Annotated in this window: 24 protein-coding genes; 6 read left to right on the top strand and 18 right to left on the bottom strand. The window is 66.6% G+C overall.

Annotated elements, in window-relative coordinates; translation table 11 throughout:
- The 11 genes from ACODSC_RS11070 to ACODSC_RS11020 form a co-directional block, all read right to left on the bottom strand.
- Entirely contained in the window at positions 1-690 is a 690-nt protein-coding gene (locus ACODSC_RS11070) for a DUF6441 family protein (RefSeq protein ID WP_488813959.1), read from the bottom strand.
- On the bottom strand, positions 690-1,001 hold the full coding sequence (locus ACODSC_RS11065; RefSeq protein WP_488813958.1) for a head-tail joining protein: 312 nt from the start codon (positions 999-1,001) through the stop codon (positions 690-692). Before ACODSC_RS11065 ends, ACODSC_RS11070 begins: the two co-directional genes overlap by 1 nt.
- Before the next feature lie 2 nt (positions 1,002-1,003).
- A complete protein-coding gene (locus ACODSC_RS11060; RefSeq protein WP_488813957.1) occupies positions 1,004-1,336 on the bottom strand; it encodes a DUF2190 family protein in 333 nt (110 codons plus the stop codon).
- Between the two features lie 72 nt (positions 1,337-1,408).
- On the bottom strand, positions 1,409-3,523 hold the full coding sequence (locus ACODSC_RS11055) for a prohead protease/major capsid protein fusion protein (protein WP_488813956.1): 2,115 nt from the start codon (positions 3,521-3,523) through the stop codon (positions 1,409-1,411).
- Between the two features lie 15 nt (positions 3,524-3,538).
- Positions 3,539-5,047 carry a phage portal protein gene (locus ACODSC_RS11050; RefSeq protein ID WP_488813955.1) on the bottom strand — a complete coding sequence of 503 codons (1,509 nt, stop codon included), beginning with the start codon at positions 5,045-5,047 and terminating at the stop codon, positions 3,539-3,541.
- Positions 5,048-5,050: 3 nt separating this feature from the next.
- Entirely contained in the window at positions 5,051-5,260 is a 210-nt protein-coding gene (locus ACODSC_RS11045) for a phage head-tail joining protein (RefSeq protein WP_488813954.1), read from the bottom strand.
- Positions 5,260-7,389 (bottom strand): terminase gpA endonuclease subunit, encoded by a 2,130-nt coding sequence (locus ACODSC_RS11040; protein WP_488813953.1) that lies wholly within the window; start codon positions 7,387-7,389, stop codon positions 5,260-5,262. Before ACODSC_RS11040 ends, ACODSC_RS11045 begins: the two co-directional genes overlap by 1 nt.
- Positions 7,389-8,045: a hypothetical protein gene (locus tag ACODSC_RS11035; protein WP_488813952.1), complete on the bottom strand. Its 657-nt coding sequence runs from the start codon at positions 8,043-8,045 to the stop codon at positions 7,389-7,391. Before ACODSC_RS11035 ends, ACODSC_RS11040 begins: the two co-directional genes overlap by 1 nt.
- A 229-nt stretch (positions 8,046-8,274) precedes the next feature.
- The gene (locus ACODSC_RS11030; protein ID WP_488813950.1) at positions 8,275-8,979 is read right to left on the bottom strand and encodes a hypothetical protein; all 705 of its coding nucleotides are present in this window, start codon (positions 8,977-8,979) and stop codon (positions 8,275-8,277) included.
- Between the two features lie 213 nt (positions 8,980-9,192).
- On the bottom strand, positions 9,193-11,019 hold the full coding sequence (locus tag ACODSC_RS11025) for a hypothetical protein (RefSeq protein ID WP_488813949.1): 1,827 nt from the start codon (positions 11,017-11,019) through the stop codon (positions 9,193-9,195).
- Complete coding sequence (locus tag ACODSC_RS11020; RefSeq protein WP_488813947.1) at positions 11,016-12,221, bottom strand: DUF7146 domain-containing protein; 1,206 nt, start codon at positions 12,219-12,221, stop codon at positions 11,016-11,018. The genes ACODSC_RS11025 and ACODSC_RS11020 overlap by 4 nt, the downstream gene beginning before the upstream one ends.
- A gap of 71 nt (positions 12,222-12,292) precedes the next feature.
- Between ACODSC_RS11020 and ACODSC_RS11015 the strand changes: the two genes are divergently transcribed.
- Positions 12,293-13,129, top strand: coding sequence for a hypothetical protein (locus tag ACODSC_RS11015; protein ID WP_488813946.1), 837 nt, complete (start codon positions 12,293-12,295; stop codon positions 13,127-13,129).
- Here ACODSC_RS11015 and ACODSC_RS11010 read toward each other — a convergent pair.
- Genes ACODSC_RS11010 through ACODSC_RS10985 form a run of 6 tightly spaced genes read right to left on the bottom strand, consistent with a single transcriptional unit; the run spans position 13,033 to position 15,036 of the window.
- Entirely contained in the window at positions 13,033-13,728 is a 696-nt protein-coding gene (locus ACODSC_RS11010) for a hypothetical protein (protein WP_488814065.1), read from the bottom strand. The two genes, ACODSC_RS11015 and ACODSC_RS11010, sit on opposite strands and share 97 nt — an antisense overlap.
- A gap of 5 nt (positions 13,729-13,733) precedes the next feature.
- Positions 13,734-13,889 carry a hypothetical protein gene (locus ACODSC_RS11005; protein ID WP_167762477.1) on the bottom strand — a complete coding sequence of 52 codons (156 nt, stop codon included), beginning with the start codon at positions 13,887-13,889 and terminating at the stop codon, positions 13,734-13,736.
- Positions 13,886-14,131, bottom strand: a complete 246-nt coding sequence (locus ACODSC_RS11000; protein WP_488813945.1) for a hypothetical protein — start codon at positions 14,129-14,131, stop codon at positions 13,886-13,888. Before ACODSC_RS11000 ends, ACODSC_RS11005 begins: the two co-directional genes overlap by 4 nt.
- Entirely contained in the window at positions 14,131-14,343 is a 213-nt protein-coding gene (locus ACODSC_RS10995; protein ID WP_488813944.1) for a hypothetical protein, read from the bottom strand. Before ACODSC_RS10995 ends, ACODSC_RS11000 begins: the two co-directional genes overlap by 1 nt.
- A 1-nt stretch (position 14,344) precedes the next feature.
- Positions 14,345-14,716 (bottom strand): hypothetical protein, encoded by a 372-nt coding sequence (locus ACODSC_RS10990; protein WP_488813942.1) that lies wholly within the window; start codon positions 14,714-14,716, stop codon positions 14,345-14,347.
- Positions 14,713-15,036, bottom strand: a complete 324-nt coding sequence (locus ACODSC_RS10985; protein ID WP_488813940.1) for a hypothetical protein — start codon at positions 15,034-15,036, stop codon at positions 14,713-14,715. Before ACODSC_RS10985 ends, ACODSC_RS10990 begins: the two co-directional genes overlap by 4 nt.
- A 130-nt stretch (positions 15,037-15,166) precedes the next feature.
- On the opposite strand from ACODSC_RS10985, the gene ACODSC_RS10980 reads away from it, so the two are divergent.
- Complete coding sequence (locus tag ACODSC_RS10980) at positions 15,167-15,730, top strand: LexA family transcriptional regulator (protein ID WP_488813939.1); 564 nt, start codon at positions 15,167-15,169, stop codon at positions 15,728-15,730.
- A 5-nt stretch (positions 15,731-15,735) separates the two neighbouring features.
- On the opposite strand, the gene ACODSC_RS10975 is transcribed toward ACODSC_RS10980, so the two are convergent.
- Entirely contained in the window at positions 15,736-16,044 is a 309-nt protein-coding gene (locus ACODSC_RS10975) for a hypothetical protein (RefSeq protein ID WP_488813938.1), read from the bottom strand.
- 140 nt (positions 16,045-16,184) lie between these two features.
- Here ACODSC_RS10975 and ACODSC_RS10970 point away from each other — a divergent pair, with 140 nt between their 5' ends.
- Genes ACODSC_RS10970 through ACODSC_RS10955 form a run of 4 tightly spaced genes read left to right on the top strand, consistent with a single transcriptional unit; the run spans position 16,185 to position 17,438 of the window.
- The gene (locus tag ACODSC_RS10970; protein ID WP_488813936.1) at positions 16,185-16,376 is read left to right on the top strand and encodes a hypothetical protein; all 192 of its coding nucleotides are present in this window, start codon (positions 16,185-16,187) and stop codon (positions 16,374-16,376) included.
- Positions 16,376-16,753, top strand: coding sequence for a hypothetical protein (locus ACODSC_RS10965; protein ID WP_488813935.1), 378 nt, complete (start codon positions 16,376-16,378; stop codon positions 16,751-16,753). The genes ACODSC_RS10970 and ACODSC_RS10965 overlap by 1 nt, the downstream gene beginning before the upstream one ends.
- On the top strand, positions 16,750-17,004 hold the full coding sequence (locus ACODSC_RS10960; protein ID WP_488813934.1) for a hypothetical protein: 255 nt from the start codon (positions 16,750-16,752) through the stop codon (positions 17,002-17,004). Before ACODSC_RS10965 ends, ACODSC_RS10960 begins: the two co-directional genes overlap by 4 nt.
- Positions 17,001-17,438, top strand: coding sequence for a hypothetical protein (locus tag ACODSC_RS10955; protein WP_488813933.1), 438 nt, complete (start codon positions 17,001-17,003; stop codon positions 17,436-17,438). Before ACODSC_RS10960 ends, ACODSC_RS10955 begins: the two co-directional genes overlap by 4 nt.
- The last annotated feature ends 2,089 nt before the right edge of the window (positions 17,439-19,527 follow it).

The raw sequence follows: 19,527 nt of genomic DNA, 5'->3' as shown, positions 1-19,527 counted from the left end.
CTATCTCCAGTGCTTGCTCAGCAGAGCGGGGTATCGGGCGTCCGCCGCCGTCGCCAGGGCGTCCAGATCCAGCCGTTTGGAGACCCGAACCAGCGGAACGAGGGTGAACATGACGACGAAGGCCTGCGAGCTTTCGCGATACGACCGATGCCCCTTGGTGCGTTGATTGACCGAGGCGTTGCGCCACCGGCTTGAAGCCCGCCGCACGACCAGGCCGGTGAAGCCGGCGAAACCGACGCCTCGACCGACACGCGACGGCGTTGATTTGAGGCGATGATGGCCGGGATTGATGACGACCAACTGACGATTGAACCGCGCCTCGACCTCTTGGGGAGACAGTCGATTGCCCTGCCGTTTCTTCGGCACGTCGTCCGTGGGAATCCAGAGATACCGCGCGCCATTCACTGGGCGGATCGTCGCGCCGCGCGCGTAGCTGTCGATGATGTCGGGGGCCGTCGTCCAGATCAGGCCTGCGGCGTCCAGACTGTTCTGCGCCCGGGGATAGACTTCATTGCGGATCGTGCGCGACAGCCGCTCGCCAAGCCCGGCGTCCATGACCTGATCGCGCCAGTCCTGTTTCAGTTCGTTGGCGCCCTCGCGGATCGCGCCGGTGACGAAGCCTGCGACCTCGTCTTCCGTGCCGCGCGCCAGTCCGTCCAAGCTCTCGCGACCACCTACGCTGTGGCGCATCACTCTTCCGCCACCACACAGACCCAGCGGCCCTTGCGGTCGATCTTCGGATCACCCGTCACCCGAAAGCGACGGCCGCTGGCGACCAAAACGACGAGATTGCCATCGACGGGAGACGGGACCTCGGAACGACGAACCATGACCACCCGATCGGCCACCAGGACCTGACTGCCGCCAAACCCCTCGACCGCATCGAACTCGCGGTAGCGAACGCGGACGGGATCGGGAAACCCGACCCAGTCCGCGTCCTCGCCGAGCGTTTGGAACACCGCATCCTGCATGCGCGCCACGCGCCCGGCGAACGACGTCATGGTCAGATGGTCGGAACCAGCAGGACCTTGCCCAGAGCTTCAGCGGCCAGCTTGTCATAGGCGGCCATGCCGCCCTTGCTGTTGTTGGTCGCCGTCTTGGTCCAGACCTTGCCGGTGTCGTCCCAATACAGGGTGTCGCCCTGCGTCCAGGCCTGGCTGGTCGCGGCGTCCGCGATGAAGACGCCCTCGATATCGCCCGAATAGGGGACGCCCTCGGCGGCCGTGGTGGACGGCACGTGGATCAGGCCGCCCTTCTTGGCGGTCTTACCAGACACCACCCCGCCGGCGGGGGCGACGAAGTCCAGGGCGTTGCCCGGTTGGAAGTGATTACGCATGTCGAAACGTCCTTTGCTGAAACGACGAAATCAGCGGGACCGGACGAACCGGCCCCGCTGATCGGAGGGCGCTTAAGCGGCGCCGGGGTTGCGGAAGGCAGCGTGGGGGTCAGCGCCGCCGAAGTAGTAGTCCAGCGTGACGCGCATGCTCATGCCGTCGGTGTTGAACTGCTCTTCGGTCATGACACGCGGACCAGGCGACGAGGCCAGATAGCCATAGTTCCAGGCGGCGGCTTCGTTCGGGTCTGCATAGAGTTCCCACGCATTGCCGACCATCGACCCTTCACCGACGGGAGTCAGGCGGCCAGCCAGCGGGTTGACCTCGCCCTGCACGACAGGCTGGATCGACGACGTCAGCTGCTCCGCCACCGTCAGCAGATCCGCGCCCACCAGGAAGGTCGAGGGCATCAGGTTCATGATGTTGCCGTCGATATCCTTCTGAACCATCATCTTGGCGCGAGCAGCGCCCAGCGACGCGATCGTGGGAGCCGCGCCCGAGGCGGCGAGGTTGCCGTGATCCGCGTGGAAGAAGGTCTTGCCGTCCGACATCTTCGGACCCAGGCCGCTGTTCAGATTCTTTACCGCCCAGGCCGTGGCATTCTCGAAGTTGCGAACCGTCCGGCCGATCGTGCCGAAGACTTCGTCGAACACACCCAGATCGTCGTTGACGATCATCTGACGCGTGATGCGGACGATCCGTCCATAGGAACCGAGAACCACGGACTCCTTGCCCTCGTTGATCGTGCCCGACTTGATCTCCCCGTCTTCCTGGTATGGAAGCAGGGTCGGGAAATCACCGACAGTCAGCAGCTTGGTTGGGCGGAAATCGCGCAGGTCGCGACGACGGGAGATCGCCTGATAGGTGGCCGGTCGAACCTCATACCGACGCTGGACGATGCGTTGACCGACCGACTCAAGGATGATCGGGAAATCCGACGTGGTGTGAGCCGCACGCAGGATGGTGTGTGGATCGCGCTCGGTGCGTGGAAGGCCGGCGCGTTCGGCGGCGAGTTCCAGCATGGGGATGTGCATGAACTGACGCGCCCCCTCGCTGGGCTGGGCGTTCGTCGCGCGCGCCACCAGCGCCTCGACGACCAGACCTTGCGTGCGAACCTGTTCGTTGTCGACGGCTCGGGCGGCAGCGCCGGACGCCACCGAGGCGGTTTCCGTGCGCTGACGTTCGGCAGCGGCGCGCAACAGAGCATCGCGGGCGGCCTCAGGCCCGATCTCGCCGCGCCCGTTCTGCGCGACCAGTTCAGACGCGCGGACATCGACGCCCAGCGACCGGGCAAGGTCCACGAACTCGACCGCCTCGACGCCGGAGAAGGCGCGAACGGCGGACGCAGCCGACGCGGCCGGTGCAATCGGCGCAGCACGCTCACCAGTTGCGGCGGCAGCTTGCGCAGGATCGGCCGGAGCAGGAGCCGGCGCAGGCGGCAGGCCGCGCTCAGCGGCGTTGGGGTCCAGAACGGCAGCAGCCGCACCGAACGCCAGGGCGGCCATACCGCCAATCAGGGAACGTCTCATGTCTTCATCCTCTTCGGAGTTGGCGGTAGCGCCAGGGCTTGGAGTTGCGGGGTTGGGATTGGCCGCAGAACGCACCCCGGCGCTCGGATCTGCGGGAACGGGAACGAGGCTGGCCTCCAGCAACTCCCAGGCGGTCGCGCGCCAGGTGTGGATGCCCGTCTCTTCTTCGATCTGGACGACCGTCCAAACCTTGACGTCGTAACCGATGGACACGCCGCGCAACTCGCCGCGCTGCACCATGCCCTCGGCCTCTCGACCGGCGGGCGTGTCGGCAAACCTCGCCGTCGCGACCAAAGCCGGAACGCCATCGACGCTTTCAACGCGCGCGCTGACGACGGTCCCTAGGATGTCGCCGATCGACCAGCGCGAGTGGGTGTTGAGTAGCGGGACGACACCCCGCCCCACCCGACCCAGATCGATGGCCGCCGCCGTGATCTCCAACTCTTCGACGAAGCCGCAGCGCGAAACCGGCGCACCGACCGACAGGACTAGTTCGACGGTTCGCGCTGCGGCGTCATAGGTCGCAGGCCGGAAAGCGGCGTCGCGTACCTGCCGCGTCGCAGGCGGGGCGTTACGCGTCTCGACGCCCGCATCGGCGTCACGCGTCATCATCGGCTGGACGGCGAGAAGCGCCGCCGCCGTTACAGCGGTCATCTTCATGAGGTTTCCTTGGTGCTAGGCCGCGAGGCCCTGGGCTTGCTGTCCCTTAGGCAGCAGATAACCGGTCGCCTGTTGCAGGACGCCGGAGTCGGTCAAGCGGCGCGGATCGGTTTCCAGCGCCAGCCCCAGTTCGTCGATCATGACGTTCATGGCGTTGATCTGGAGCATGTGCTCATCACTGTTGATGCCGCGCTCCGCCAGCGATCGGGCCAACAGCTTCAGCCCGGAACGGATCTCGATCACCTCGGCCATCAGATCCTTGATCGGATCGGCCTGGCGCCGCACCGGCAGCGCCCAGGTCTGCCGCACATCCAGGAACCGACGATCACCAGTCCGCAGCGCCAGCAGGCGGCGACGACGGCGAACCGCCGGCAGGCACAGCTGAGGAATGATCATGTTCTGCTGGTCATCGTCCAGCAGCGCCCATTGCCCCAGGAATGAGGCGCGCAGCCCCGAGTAGTTGGCCTGGGACACGTCTCCCGTCATGACGTGATAGGGCACCATCGCAGCGGACACGGCGCCCAACTGCTGGCGAATGAACTCGACCCCGTTCGACGACGGCGCGGGCGTGAACCCCGTGGCCTCGCCCCCTTCGCCCAGGTCCAGGATCATGCCCGGACGCACGGTCTGAAGATCAGGACCACGACGATCGACCTCGTCGGCCGACTTGGCGGAAAGCGGAGACCGAGCCTGACCTTCCTTGCGCTTCAGGATCAGAGCGACACAGGCCGCCACCTTTTCCTGAAGCCGTTTGGCGTCCTCGACATCGGCGATGTCGCGCAGGGTCAGCGCAACCGAGGCGAGGCGTGAAATCCCGATCGTCTGACCGTGTTCGAGCGGTTCGAACATATGATCGACGTGCTGGGCGTCGATCCGCTCCGACGTCAGGGCTGTGGAATAGAGCAGGCTCGACGGATGATCACGGAACAGGTGATAGGCCAGACGCCGGTCATCTTCGTCCAGTTCGACGCCCTGGATGATACGAACGCCGTTCGCGGACGTCTCGGTCTTGGCGGTGTCCAGATGCTCCCCGGTCCGCCCCAGCAACCGGCCATCCGGTCCGTTATCGTCAGGACGCCAGACCGTCAGGCTGTTCCCGTCCACATAGGCGCCGCGCACCGACAGCTTGCCATGGCCGTAGAAGTCCTGCTGACCGCTGATCGGGCTTTCCGCCCAGCGGTCCCAGTCGTCCTGCGCGACCCGCTGAACGGCCTTGTCGGGGTGCAGCATCATCGGCGCAATACCGTCGCCCCAGGCCGACGCCACCATCTGCCGGACGCCCGTTGCGGCGTACTTGTTGTTGCGGACGAGGTCCCGAGCAGAAGCGGCCGTAATCGAGACTGCGCGCTGATTTTCCACGTCGGCACTAGTGCGCGGGCGGTTCCAGCCTTTCGTGCCGCGCCCCGACTTGGCGACGTCGTATCCCCGGATCGCCTCGACCGAGATCCGGGCCGCCATGCGCTTCGCGCCGGCCTCGGGGTCAACCAGGGCGACGGCGCTGTCGATCATCCTGCCAAAGTTCATCGGTCAGTCTCCGCAGAACACGGCGAAGGTCGCCAGCGACGGCGGCGTCACGGACACGACGGACGCCTTGGTCCTGAAGTAGTCCAGCATCTTCAGCAGGTCGGACGTGGAACGGTAGGTGACCCGATCGCCATCCGACTCCACCGTCAGTTCGCCTGACGCAGCGGCGGCCTCCAGGGCGGCGATCTCGACGGCGTAATCAGGCGCTGGCATCAGAGATAATCCTCCCCGGCATCGACGAACGACGGCGGAGCCGCCGGTTCAGGTTGAGGTGAAGGCGGCGAGGCAGACGGCGCAGCGACGCCCGTCATCATCGAAAGCAGGTCGCCCTGACTGGGATCGCGCGGCGCATAGCGTTCGGCCCGCAACGCGGCCCAGTCTTGGTCCGTCAGCGTATCCAGCATCAGCTTTTCGGCGGCGGCGAAGTTGTAGACGCGGCAGTCGAGATAGTGGTTCTGCCGCCCCGGCAGCGGCGCCCATTTCTTCTTGGGCCAGCTGTTCACGATCTCGACGATGATCGCCTCAGCCGTGACCATTTCGAACCAGTCGTCGGGCGTGTCTTTCGAGAAGTGGACCAAGCCGCGCGTCTGATCGGGCTGCTCACCCTTGGCCAAGGCCTGCGCCGCCTTCAACGTGGCGCGTAGATAGCCATACCAAGTCAGCTTCACCCCATCGACGCCGACCAGATAGGCCTTGTCCTCGGACCGTTTGGACGCATAGCCGGTGCGGCTGCCCTGCTGTTCGTATCGAAGGTTCTCGCCACGCCCCAGGACCGGCAGCCTCCAACCCGCCCGGCCGAACACAGCGGTCCGGTTGGGCCGCATGGCGCAATAGGCCTCGACCGCCTTGGTGTTGTAACCCGCATCGACCATTTCTTGATCGATCGGGTAGGTCTTGCCGCCAGGATACTCGACCAGACGACGAGAATAGGCGTCCAGATCACGCCAAGCGCCCTCACCCTCCACATCCGTGGCCCCGGGTATGAACCGCGCGCCCAGCTGCCAGCTTTCGGCGTTAGCCCCCCAGCCGACCCGTTCGGTGTAGATGCCGTCGCCCTGCACGTCGGAGGCCTGCGTCACCACGACGACGCCGACAGGCGCGCGATCGAAGCCCCAGTCCTGTTCCTTCAGTTCCTTCAGCAGCTCATGATCCGGAGCCGTGCCGCGCAACTCGAACGGCGCGCCCAGCGTCAGCATCGTCCAGCCCTTGAGCTTGTTCTGATCGCCCTGGGCGTCCTCCCACTCGACCGCCATATCGGCCCAGGTCTGGAAGTAAGTCAGCATCCCGTGGATGTTGAAGCCGCGACGGCGGCTCAGCGGCATCCGCGCCCGCAAGGCCTGGAAGGTCGCCTCGTCCATGTGCGTCGGTGTGGGCTCGCCGTCGATCTCGATGGAGAGCCAGCCGTCGCTGCGGACCATCCCCGCCTTTTTCTGCCAATGCTCGACAGGCGACCCGCAGCAACGCGGGACCAGATAGGCTTCTTCTGGCTTGCCGTCGGGCCAGTGAATGTCCCGCTCACCGTCAGCCTCCGGTTCCCAGCCGATGCGGAACCGCGATGCGCAGTGAGGGCAGACGAAGAAGAATTCGCGCCGATCAGACAGCGCGTGGGCCGCCGCGATCTTGCTCGACCCCTTGATCGTGGGCGTCGAAATCTTCGCACGCTTGGACATGCCCCGATTGCGGTAGACCTTCAGACGGCTGTCCACCATCGCCTCAGGCGACCCTTGCCGATCGACGTCGTCCGGAAACTGATCGAGATCGTCCTCGACCGCATACCGCACCGTGCGTTGGCGAAGGGACGGGCCAGAGTTCCCGCCGGCCAGCGCGATGTAGCTGGACGACCGCATGAAGTTGAACCGGTATTTGGTCGATCCGCCGCCGTCAGCGCCGCCCTGGGGCTTGATCACGCCGTCGCGGCGATGCCCCAGCCGAGGCGACGCCTCGACCATCGGCCAGAACTTCTCAGTCGCCCACTCCAGCGCCGCCTTCAGTGTGGACTGGACGAACAGCAGCGGGCCGGGCGCGAGATCCGCGACATAGCCGAGCCAGTTCTCGATGGCCGCCGTGCCGCCCGACTGCGAGCATTTGATGATGTCCACTTCCTCGCAGGGATCGTGGGTGGACAGCGCGTCCATGATCTCGACGAGGTAAGGCGCGTTTTCGTGCCGCCAGGCGCCGGGGATCGGCGCATCCTCGCTGAACCGGCGATACTTCTCCGCCCACTCCGACACGGTCAGCCGCGCCGGCGGACGCAGGCCTTGCGCCGTCGCACGGTCGAGACGAACGGCGTTCGCCTTCATGACCTCGCCCGTATCGCCGAAGGCCGTGTAATCGAACGCCATCAGCCGGCCTCAGCCAGTTCGACCTCGCCGCCTTCTTCGTCAGCATCGTCCTGCGCCGTCACCTCAGCCGCCAGTTCGGCCTCCAGTTGGTCATCCACCGACAGCGTCCCCGCCTCCGCCTGGTCCGCCAGTTCGGTGAAGATGCGGTCGATCTCCAGCGCGCCGACCGAAACGATCTGACGCGGGTCCTTTTCGGCAGCGAACCGCTCCGACATCGTGCGGAGCATCGACTGCATGCGCTCCCGCACCACCCGGCCCAGTTCGGTGGCGCGTTTTTCATATTCCGCGACCGCCACCAACTCCCCAGCCCTCCGGGCGTTGGCCATCTGTTTTTCGATGACCTGTTGCCGAACCAGATCGGTGCGGACGTTGGCGACATCCCGCATCTGGTGAGACACAGCCGACGCGGGCGCAGCCTGCTCCAGCGGCAGGGCGTCCTGCCCGCCGCCGACTTGCGATGTCGTCGGCCGACCGCGCGTCGGATCGACCTTGGCGTTCAGCCGGGCCTCAGTCCGCGCCACGTCCACCAGGACCGAGCCGTCCTCGCCCTCGCCGAACACGAGCAGGCCCTTGGTTTTGTAGTTGGAGACGGCAGAGCGCCCCACACCACGGTGCTTGGCAAACTCCGTCTGGGTCATCAGGCGGGGCGTGTTCACGGAGTTCAAAATCCTGAAACGGTGTGAACCACGCACAGAAAGCGCTCAGCCCCACCGTATAGGGACCGGCCCCCTGGAAAGGACCCGTCGGGGTGGGGGTGCGGCCGGTCAGGCCGATGAAGCGACTGATCGGGTTCAGCTTTTCGGGGATGCGGCCACGAAAAACCCGCCTCGACGTAGGTGTCGGGCGGGTCATTGGCGCAGTTCAAGCGGTAGGTGGTTTGTGAACTTAGTGGGCCGTGATTCGCAAGCCCCCTTCGATACGGTCGAGAGCGGAGACCAGCGCCTTGCGGTTGGCAGCCTTGGCCTGACCGCCCGTTCCCAGCGACCGGAGCGTCAGCCCCTCGCCAGCCACAGCACGCAAGACCATCAGTTCGAGGTCGGACGCGCCAGCCTCCATGCCGCGCAACCGCCCCATCAGGTAGGCCTGCTGGAGAGCGGCCGGGCTGCGCATCGCCAGACCTTCGGCCGCCGACCGTCCGCCGCCGATCATCCCGGCGTTGGCCAGTGCGGACTTCAGCCCGCCCGCCTGCGCCTCAAAGCACAGGCGATAGGCCAGCCCGGCCTTGTGCTGGGCGGCGGTGATGACGCCGGTGTCCTTTGCCGAGGTCAGGCCATCCCGGCTGCGCATCCGATAGGCGGCGGGCGCATCCTTCCCCGTCAGCCGGGAGACGCCGTATTCGGCGCGGATGTCGCGACGGTCCGTCGCCGTCAGCTTCTCACCCCGAGAGACCGCCTCGCGTTCGGCGTCCTGGACAGCGGCCTTGGCGGCGGCTTCCTCGCGCAGATAGGCCGCGCCGATCACATCGCCATCGACGATGTCGCTGATGACCACGGCCTGTTCGACCACGGCCCCGACTTGCGGACGGGCAGCTTCGGCTTGGCGTGAAGCCTTGCGGGCCAGCCTGCGCTGACGATTGGACATCACAGACATGCGCCGCCCCCCTGCCGGAGCGACCGTTCCACGGCGTTCCGGCCCCTGTTCCTATTTAACTTATTGATTGTCTTAAGATTAGAGAGAGGGGGAACGCATGGAACGCATGGAACGCACCTGTGGCGTCGTGTGCCTGCCTGCCTGTGCGCTCGCCGGGGAGTCCATTTTGGCGTTCCGACCGTTCCGACCGTTCCGGACGCCGCTTTCCGCTGCCTATTCATAGACTTCACCCGGAACGCTTGACGGAACGCCCTCGGAACGCCGAGAGGCCTTCTCCATCCAGGGGGTAAGGGGGATGGCCAGGGAGCGCTGCTTGATCCCCACGCCGAACGAGAGCGGCTTGGCGGCCCAGGTCCGGTATTCCGGCCCCATGGCGTCGAGGTATTCCAGCGCAGTCCGGTAATCGCCCCAGCGCGTCTTCCCATAGATGCGATCCAGCACCGGGTGATTGTTGCAGACCAGCAGCCATGGCCCGGACCGTCCGTCCTTGGCTGGCCCTTCGAAGATCCTCAGCCCGTGCGCCTTCAGCACCTCGTCCTGCCAGGTGCGGTCGATCACGTGGGTCTTGATCACCTCGCCCAGGGTGACGTGGCGGTCCCCCCGATGCTGACGGCTGTCCCAGCCCATCAGGTGCGCCAGCGCCTCAGCCCCCACATTGGTCACCACCTCTCGGGCCTGACGATGCTCCAGCAGCGGCCGCCACCGCGCCGCCTCCAGCACGGCCGTCGCCGCCGTCAGCGGCTCATCCTCCAGCAGCAGCCGCCGGCCGGCCGCCAGCATGGCGATCAGATCGGCGTTGCGCGGTTCCTCTCCCTGCTCGACCAGGGCCGTCACGATCGAGGCGACATCGTCGCGATACCGCCCCGCATGCGTCAGCGCCCGCCCCAGCAGATGCGGGGCCAGGCGCTGCGAATGGCGGATGATCCGGCCCAGCTGTCGTCGGCTGGCCAAACGGGGCTGGGGCGCATTGGGCGCGAGGTCCGTCCCGGTCAGCGGCATCAACCGCAACTCCGCCACACGCGAGGCCAGGGCCGCATCCATCTTCGCGGGCGTGATCGCCACCATCATCACGCAGCCCACGGCCGTCTGGGTCATCGTCCCGCCGGCGCTGTCGCTCTGGACCCGCCGCGCGCCCGCCCCCGTGGTCATCAGCCTCAGCAGGTTCAGCACCTGCTCGACCGCGCCCGGCCCGTCCGACCCGCCCGCCTCGGCTTCGTCCACCAGTTGGGGCCGCGCCATGCCCGAGACATCCGCCCGGAATCCGGCCTCCGAGAAGCTGGACACGATGTCCCCGGCCAGCGCCGACAGCAGCCCATGGCAGAACTCCAGGAAGGTCGTCTTGCCCGACCCCTGAAGCGCATGCATCAGGACGTGCCCCCGGAACGGCGCCGCCGCCCCCAGCAGGGACGCCATCAGCCATCCCGCGACCACGTCCGCCCCGGTCAGACCGTCGTCGCCGATCGCTTCGAACCGCCACCAGTCCAGCTGCCGCCTGATCCATCGGCCATGCCGCCTGGACAAAGGCTCTCCCGCCTCGGGGGCCGGGGGGCGCAGCTGATACAACGGCCCACGCTTGACCTTCAACGCCTCTGCGATCGTGCGGCTGACGGTCGTGCCGTCATACCGATAAAGGATGATCTCTTCGCCCCGATGCAGCACCACGCCGCCGTCGCCGCCGGGCCAGACGCCCAGCGACCGCATCGGCCGGTTCGCATCCCACTTGCCGGCGTCGCGGCAGGCCCGGTTGAACCAGACGGCCGCCAGCTCGCGCTGGAACTTGTCGTCCTTGTCGCGCCAGTAGGACAGGAACGACTGCCCCGCCTGACAGGCGAAGATGTCCGTTCTCAGCATGCCGCCGATCTTGGCGGCGATCTCTTTGCGGATCTCGCCTTCCGGCATGGCGAAGATCACCCGCCCGCCGTCGAACCCCAGGGGCACGACGGGCGACATCGTCACGTCCGGGTTCGGAAACGCCCCCAGCATCTTCTCGCTGTCGTCGGGGGCTTGGCCCAGATAGTCGATCGGTTCGGCTTCGGTCATGCGGCACGCTTGGACTTGAGGGGCTGACCCGACAGCGCCATCACGCGCCGCAGGTCATCGTTCAGATCGGAGTTCTTGCTGGGCCAGACGGGCCGGGGCGTCGCGCCGACGGCGGCCCAGGCGGCGCAGGCCAGGCGCGCGCAAAGTCGCGCCCTCGCCTCCGCTTCCAGCCAGTAGTGGGAGGTCCGGCCGCGCGGGGTCACGGCCTTGACCTGGACCGGCTTCATGTCGCGATCGATGCCGATCAGCACGGCGCCCAGGCCGGGCCACACGAAGGGCGGGACCTTCGGATCGGGCTGCGGATCATACGGGTCGATCCGCCCTTCGTTGTCGCGCAACACCCCGCCTTGCAGCCGGCCCAGCGACAGGGCGGCGCAGGTGCGGATGATCCGGCCGCTGCGCCGAAACTCCAGCGAGGCCAGCGACAGGGCGTTCTCCGCCCCCTCCGCCGTCGCCGTTTCCGGACCATCCACGCCGTCGCAGCCCGGCCCGATCAGCCATGCCCCGCCCGGACGGCCGTCACGCTGTTGCGGCCCCCACATCCGCTTGGCGTCCTCGCCTGCGGCCTTCTTGCCCTGGGGGGTCAGATAGGTGGCGTGAATGCCGCCCGTCGCCACGGCGCGAGCCTTCTCCACGTCCCACACCACGACCAGCAGCAGCATGGCGGGCGCGAAGATCCACCGCCGCTTCACGTCGTCCCAGCACCGCTGGGCGCGCGGGTGAAACCGCAGATTCCCCGACGCGGCCTTGACCACTTCCGGCGCGATGCCGCGCCCCAGCAGATATTTCTCACCCAGCGATCCGGCGAACGGCTGGGCCGTCTTCCACAGGTCGATGGCGATCCGATCCGCCAGCGACGGCCCCTCGACCACCTCCGGCGACGCCGGCTGCGCACGCGGATTAGGCGCAGGCAGGGCGCTTGACCCAACCAGATCGCGCACCGCCTCGACCGGCGCGACCCGCTCCATCTCGCAATACAGATCGACCACGTCGCCGAACTTGCCGCAGCAGAAGGTCCGCCACGTCCGCTTGCCCAGCTTGGCCTGGAACGTCGATCCGCCGCCCGCCAGCGCCCGCTTGGGGAAGCACCAGGGGCACGCCCCGCGCCGATTATTGTCCGGCCCGCGCAGCTTCACATACCGGCCCGCCACGGCGTCCAGACTGACCTCGCGCTTGGCGATATCGAACATCGACTCGGTCATGCCGCTGCCCCGATGCGAACGCCGTTCGCATTCAGCGTCGGGTTGTGCTTTACGGCCCGACGGAGGGACTTATGAAACGACTGATCGCGGCCGCTGTTCTCGGCTTGGCGCTTTGTGGACAGGCCAAGGCCGCCCCTACAGCGGAGCAGAAGGCGCGAGAGGTTGCAGACCTCCAGGCGCAGATCGGCATGCGCGTGGCGGCCGACCGCATGGCCGACCTCACGAAACTGCAAGTCGTCCTGACCGTGTTCGGCACAGTCGGACTGTTCTTGACAATCGCCCTCACCGCGAGGTCCGTCAGGGTCACTCAGGACGCCCTTCGAGATCAGCAGAACACCGCGAAGCGAGAGCTTCGCGCCTATCTCGGCATCTTGGAAACGTTGGTGGACCCCATCATTGAGGGGCACCCCGTGCGCGTCCTTTACCGTTACAAAAACTTCGGCGCGACGCCGGCTCTCAACATCCGACGTATGAGTGTTCGGAACATTCCTGCTGGCGATATGGACCGTCCGGAAATCCGGATCCCCGACGATTTCGAGTGGGCCAATGTTCCCGACATCATGCCGGGCGGAACCGCTAGCTTTCGCGTCATCTTCTCGCAAAGCCTGACAGAACCGCTCCGCCACAGCTTCCAGATGGGCGACCGAGGCGTCCAGGTTTTCTCGGTCGTCGAATATGAAGACGTGTTTGGAGATAGCCACTCGCTTAGGATCAGCGAAGTTCGTCGAGGCCCGGAGCTGAAGGACAACATCGTCAACGAAGCGGCTGCTGCTGCTGACCACCCTCGCCTCCATGAGAGGGTAAGGGCGGATCACGATTTGATCCCCGAAGCGGCAAACTGGAGATCGCTCTGGCGAAACAGCCGTGCCCGTGCGCCCGGCGCGATGTCGACCACGGCGGGGCGATAGACGCCGCCGACCCGCGCCATGAACCGCTGCGGGCGCAGCGTCGGCTTCACCCAGATGAACCAGCTGTAGAAGGCGGCCGACGACGTCTCCGGATCATACCGGCCCTTCAGGATCGGCAGGCGTTCGCTGAACGGCGCCACGGCCGTCAGGGGGCAGTCGGCATACAGCAGCCGGTGACGCCCCTGCCCTTCCAGCACGCCGGTCCGCAGCAGCATGGCCACGCCCCGCCGCGCCTCGGCATAGGCCCGGCGGATGAAAGCCTCGCACGGCGCGAACGGCGGATTGGTGACGATCCAGTCCGCGACATAGGGGCTGGGCGCGTCGCCGACGAAGTCGTGGATGACGTTGCCGTCATACAGATAGGCGTCCGAGGCGTGGACGATGTCGAAATAGTCCCGCAGGGCATGGACCATCATCCCCGGCCCGCACGCCGGCTCCCAGCACGTCCGGGCCGTGGGATCGAACAGGCGGATGATCTCGCCGCCCGCCCGCGCGCCCCAGGGCGCCGTAGGGAAGAAATCGACGTCGTCCGCGTCGGGATCGCGGTGCGCCATCACGGCCCGGGCATTGCGCGGCGAACCCGGCGCATCGAAGATCATGCCGGTCACGACGGCGTCTCCGTCTCGTCGTCTTCCAGGTCCTCGGTCGGGCGGTCCAGCAGGTCCAGCCAGTCGATGGCCGTCTGCGCCACATATTCCAGCCAGGCGCGCAGTTGCGCCGTGCCCCCCCCTGCTGACGGTCCGGTCAGGCGCATCGTCATGCCGGAAACTCCGGCGCGACCCACGGATTGTCCGCCCGCACCGAGGCGGCGCGATAGTTGCCGCTGGACGACGAGGTGATGTGCCAGCCCCGGCACTCGGAACCGCATTGATAGACCCACGCCCGCTTGGTCGTGATGATGCCTGACGACAGCATATGCATCGCCACCGCGCGCGCCGTCGCTTCGTCGCTGAACCGCGACTTGGACAGGCATCCCCGGACCTTGGCGTCTCGGGCGCGCATCAGCCGAACAGGCCCTGATAGTCGTTGCGCAGGTCACATTCCGCGCGGCCCAGCTGATGCGCCAGGTTCTGCCAGCTGACGCGACGGCGACGTCCGGCCATCACATAGTCGCGCACGAAGGCTTCGCCGGCGGCGTCGCCGGGGTGCGGCCCCTTGACTGCAGGCGGGCCGGACGGAACGGGGTGTTGAGGGCCGATGACGCGCGGGGCCATGTCAGTCCCCGGCGTAGGGGCGGGCGGCGGGCTGGCCCAGTTGGTCCAGCGCCAGCGAGATCGTCTCGGCCCACTCGCCGATCTGCTCGGCCTCTTCCTGCCGCTGCACGCCGGTCAGCAGCAGGAACCGCTTGCCCAGCCGGACCAGCTTCATGAAGGGGCTGCTCTCGCCGCGATGCCCGACCGGCGCGACGCAGCTTCCCGCCTTCTCCGCCGCCTGGACGAAGCCGACGGCGTCCGACAGCGGCGCATCCGCCACCGCGCGCGCCTTAGCGACCAGCTTGCGCCATTGCTTGACGTGGGTTTCCGACGGCACGACCGGAGCCTTGACCTTGCGCGACCCTGCGCCGCGATAGCGATGACCCGGCGTCATTGCGCAGGCTCACGAACGGCGTTCGCGACGATCGTCTTGAATGCGGCGGCGGGCGTTCCCGCCATCGCGGGCCACAACAGCCCGACGTCGAAGTCCAAGCCTTCGGCAGCGGCGTTTCCGGCGATCACCGGAACGCGCGCCACGGGGACAGGCGCTTGCTCCGTGCCGCGATGCAGCCACTGATGGACGGCGGACTCGCTGACGTCGCACCAGCGGGAAATGCGGCGCACCAGCAGGATGCGCAGGATCAGGTCGCGCGCGTCCTTGGCGCTCTCGGTCGAGGCGGTGGAAGCTAGGGCGTGACAACCGGGTTCGGGCATGACATATCGTCCTGACATTTTGTCAGGACAGACAAAGCCCGTGATTCGAGATCAACGTCAACGACGACGTCATGACGTTCTGTCAGATATCCACCGTATGGATGCTGACCTAACGCATATCGCCGACCGAATGTCCGAACAGGGCAAGACCCGCGCCGATCTCGGCCGGCTGCTGGGTCTCGACAGTTCTCAGGTCAATCGGATCTTCAACGGCAAGCGCCGCATCCAGTATCACGAACGGATCAAGATCGATCAGTGGTTGGGCGAGGCCGGCATGCAGTTGCAAGCCCCTACGTCCGGAATCGTCGTGGCTGGACCCAATATGATTCCTCTCTACGGCTACGTGGGTGCAGCGTCAGAAGGACGCCTGACCCTCGCGGAGCAGAACCTGAGAGGTTATGTGCCCATGCACCCCGCCCAACAGCACGTGCGAGAAGCGTTCGCGCTGGAAGTCAACGACATCAGCATGTCGCCCCGATACGAGCCGGGGGAAATGGTCTACCTGGCGCCGAACCGCTGGCCTTCACGCGATCAGGATTGCGTGGTCGTCACCAAGGAAGGCGAAGGCCTGCTCAAGCGCTACGTCGGGCGTGATCACAAGACGATCACCCTGCACCAGCTGAACCCGGACCAGGACATTCAGGTCGGCATCGACGAAATCGAAGCCATCCACACCGTCGTCGGCAGAAACTAGCCGCTTCAGGCGTCAGGCACCGGTCGGGTCTGACGCAGATGGACGACGCAAGCGTCTCGCGCATCTTCAGATCCTGTTCTTCGAACCTCGCAGATGCGATCGATCTCCTTGCGCCAAACCTCCAGACGCTCCGGATAGGTTCGGCGTGGGTTTGCAGACCCGAAAGCGACCAGCGCCGCGATGACGGCGAGCGACAGAACCACCAGCGTTCCCACGACCTTGAGCGTGCCAATGGCAACGCTCGGGCGTCGGCCTTCGGCGACCTCCAGTCGGCCCTTAAGTCGGGCGATCTCCAGGTCTTTTTCGTCGATCACTTCACCCCTCCCAGCAGACTTGCCGCGAAGTTAGCGCGCATGACGGCGTTCTACGCCTGACAATCTGTATTGACATAACGTCATGACATGATGTCTGACTATGCCCTGACGCCGCACCGATGCGGCGACGGAGCATGATGATGAAACGTCAAACTTCACAGCCCTTCCATTACCCTGCCCCGTGGGCAGGTGTCGAATGGGGACCGTCGCGCCCGACCGTGACCCCGCTGATCCTGCCGCTGCTGCGCCTGGTGCGCGACGGCCTCTGGGTTCTGGTCTGGGGCACCGTCGTCGTCGCCTTCCTGACTGCCCTGACCCAGGCCGGTCTCTGATGGCCGCCGCAGCCGTCCGCACGCTTCAGCCCGCCGCCGAACGCTTCCTGTCGTTGTCCGAGCAACTGGACAGCCCGTCCGTGCTGATCGATTTTAACCCCGGCGTCTGCGCCTCCAGCCGCCTCGAAATCCTCGACGCGCCCCACGGCCCCGCCCCTGCGGATGTCGTGCGCAAGGCCGCTCGCACCCTGGGCGTCTTCCCTGGCGCGCTGGACGCCGAGTTCGACGCCGTCTTCCCCGGCGATCCCGACCCCGAGGCCTTCCACCTGATGATCGGCGGGCGCCGCGTCGGACTGGTCTACGGCATGGACCTCGACGCCTTCATCGACGCCGTCATCGCCGTCGGTGCGGCCAATCTGAAGCGCCGCAAGTCATGACCCCGCGCCTGATCCGCCAGATCGGCTGGGCCAAGGCCGAGGCCGAGCGCCAGCGGCGTCTGGTCATCCGCAACAACGCCGCGCCCCGCGCCCGTGAACACGCCCGCCGCATGGCCGCCCTCGCCGACGCCACCGTCGCCGACCTGACCGTCCTCGCCGGTCGCGCGTCGCCTGCCCCCTACCTCAACCGCCTCAAACTCTGGATGCCCGCGCCCGACGCGGCCCAGTTCGAACTGGAGAACGCGCAGTGACCACCCTCTACTACCTCGAACCGTGGAATGATGAGATCATCCCTTGCGAGCCGTCGCTGGAAGGGTGGGCTGAATGGCTCTCAGAGCCTGACGACAGCTATAGCCGGGACGCGGCCGAAGCTCACGGTCAAGAGTATGACGCTAGTGCGTTGAAGGTGCTGGGCGACATCCGTGTCGAGTGGCGCAACGGCGATTGGGAAGCGGTTGAGGCCGTGCCTGACGGCACCTCGCTTTTCTTCCTGCGCTGGGAAGAGGGCGGTCAGGGCTGGGATGTTGAACACTCCGCCAGCACCATCGCCGACGCAACGGACTGCATAGACACCGACGACGGCCCGCTCTTTTTCGCATGCGTCCAAGACCTGCCGGGGTTGCGGATCAAGTTCCTGAACGACGAACAGGGCGCGCGGTGTGAAATCGTGGGGACGGTTCAATGACCGCGACCGCCTTCACCCATGCCGACGTGCTGCGCCGCATCGCCGGCGACGACCCGATCGAGTCCCACACCGCCCTGGCGACAGAGTTCGGCCGCGACCCGTCCAACCTGCGCAAGACGATGAAGGCGCTCGAAAGCGAAGGCCTGATCCTGCGCCCCGAGGCCGAGCGCCCCACCCTCACCGATCTCGGTCGTCAGGTCCTGCACGGCATCGACGTCGCCGAAGGCGTGGCGTCCAATGGCGACGGCGCAGCGATCGCGACGCGCTGGCCTATTGCTAAGATCCGCCGCAACCCCGCCAACCGTGAGATCAGTGTCGCCAGCGTTCTGGACATGATCGACGCCATCGTCGGCTTTGGCGACATCATCCAGCCACTAACGCTCACCCATCCGGACGCGAACGGCGTTCGCACCATCCTTGCGGGCGAACGGCGCTGGCGGGCGACGGCGATGTTGTCCGGCGCGTTAGGCGACGGCGCGCTCGCGTCCGCTCTCCACCGCACCGGAGGCGTCGGCCTGCCGGAGGCTTTGCGGGATGGGTTGCCGTTTGTGGAGCGTGAAGCGGATGACGCCACAGCCATCCTGATCACCATCGTCGAGAACAGCGCTCGCGAGGACCTTTCGCCTTGGGATGACGCGCAGCAGCTGCTGCGACTGGCGGAGGCGACGGGTTGGAGCGGGGCCGAGGTTGCTCGCCGCACCGGCCGTCTCAGCGAGACCAAGAAGAACGGCGCGAAAGACGTCACGGACAAGCTGCGCATCGCCCGCGAGGCTACGCCGGACCAGATCGCCGACTATCACCGCGCCGGCTCGTGGGACGGTTTCCGCGACCGCGTCCTGCGGCGCGGTGCCTACGCCGCCGACGCTCAGCCGTCGGTCGAAGCCGATCCCGATCAGTTGCCGATGTTTGAGGATCAGGATGTTCGCCCGGCCTTGAAAGTGACCGATGGCGGCGTGCCGCCGGAATGGCGAGCCGCCAACGTCCATGAAGCCGCAGCTTGGCTCGACGGGCTGACCCAAGAGGTATGGAGCTTCAGCCATGAGCTGACGCGGGTCCGCGCCAGCGTTCAAGTCGCGAAGCTCAAAGGCAGTGACCTGTGGGTTTCGGGGTCCAGCTGTCAGGACTCGACCAGCGGGTTCAGCTCGACACTGAACGGCGTTTGGGGCGCACATATGGACGCCTATCCGTCGCGCGAAGCCGCTCTGGCCTCAGCGACTTCGCGGGTGGAAGGCCATCTTAGTCACCGGATGTCAGGGGCGCTGCGTCGCTGGCTCGACAACCCGACTGCGCCTACGGGCGAACACGTCGTCAACGGCGTCGATTACCACAACGCCAGCCGGGCCGCCGAGGCCCGTCGCGCAGCGGGCATCGACCCGACGCCCGCTGCCAACAGCGGCGGATCAGCCCCTGTCACGCCCGTCCCTGATCAACCCGTCGAACTGACCGCCCTTGCCCGCCTCGCACTGGTAGAACTGACCATCAAGATCAAGCTCGCGCCCAAGCCGATCGACGGCGCCCACGATCCTGAACGTCCGCTGTCGTCATCCGATCTCCCCGGCGCCTGGGCGCGATACGGCGCGCCGATCGGGGCTTACTGGACTGACCCCGCTTTCGCCGAACTGACCAAGGCCGGGCTGATCCGAGTCGTGCATCAGAAGTATGGCCAGCCGACCCTTGCAGCGCTGACCGACAAGGGTGTCGCTTTCCTGGGCGACTATCTGCCGCCCAACATGCTCAGCCAGGGCGTCGCGCTTCAGCCCGTCACGGGTTCGCTTCTCCCGCCCGAGGGGCAGGACTATTTCACCGGATGGCTGGAGACCGAGTCTCGCCCCGCCTCTGCGCCCGAGGCCGCCCAGCAGGACGAGCAGGACGCAGACGACGACCGCGACGACTTCGGTCGAGACGCTGAAGCCGTCGCGGCGGATATCGCCCTGCTGGGCGAGGTCCAGAGCTTCTACCACAACGACGACGAAGAGCCGGACGAAGCGGCGGCCATGGACCTGATGCGGCGTCTGGGCGTCACCGGCCCGTTCGAAGAGGACGGCGACGGCGGCCTGACCGCTCTGGTCAACGGCAAGGTCGAAGCCCT

The organism is Brevundimonas sp. FG128 (assembly GCF_057809775.1).
This window is presented reverse-complemented; position numbering and strand designations above follow the sequence as displayed.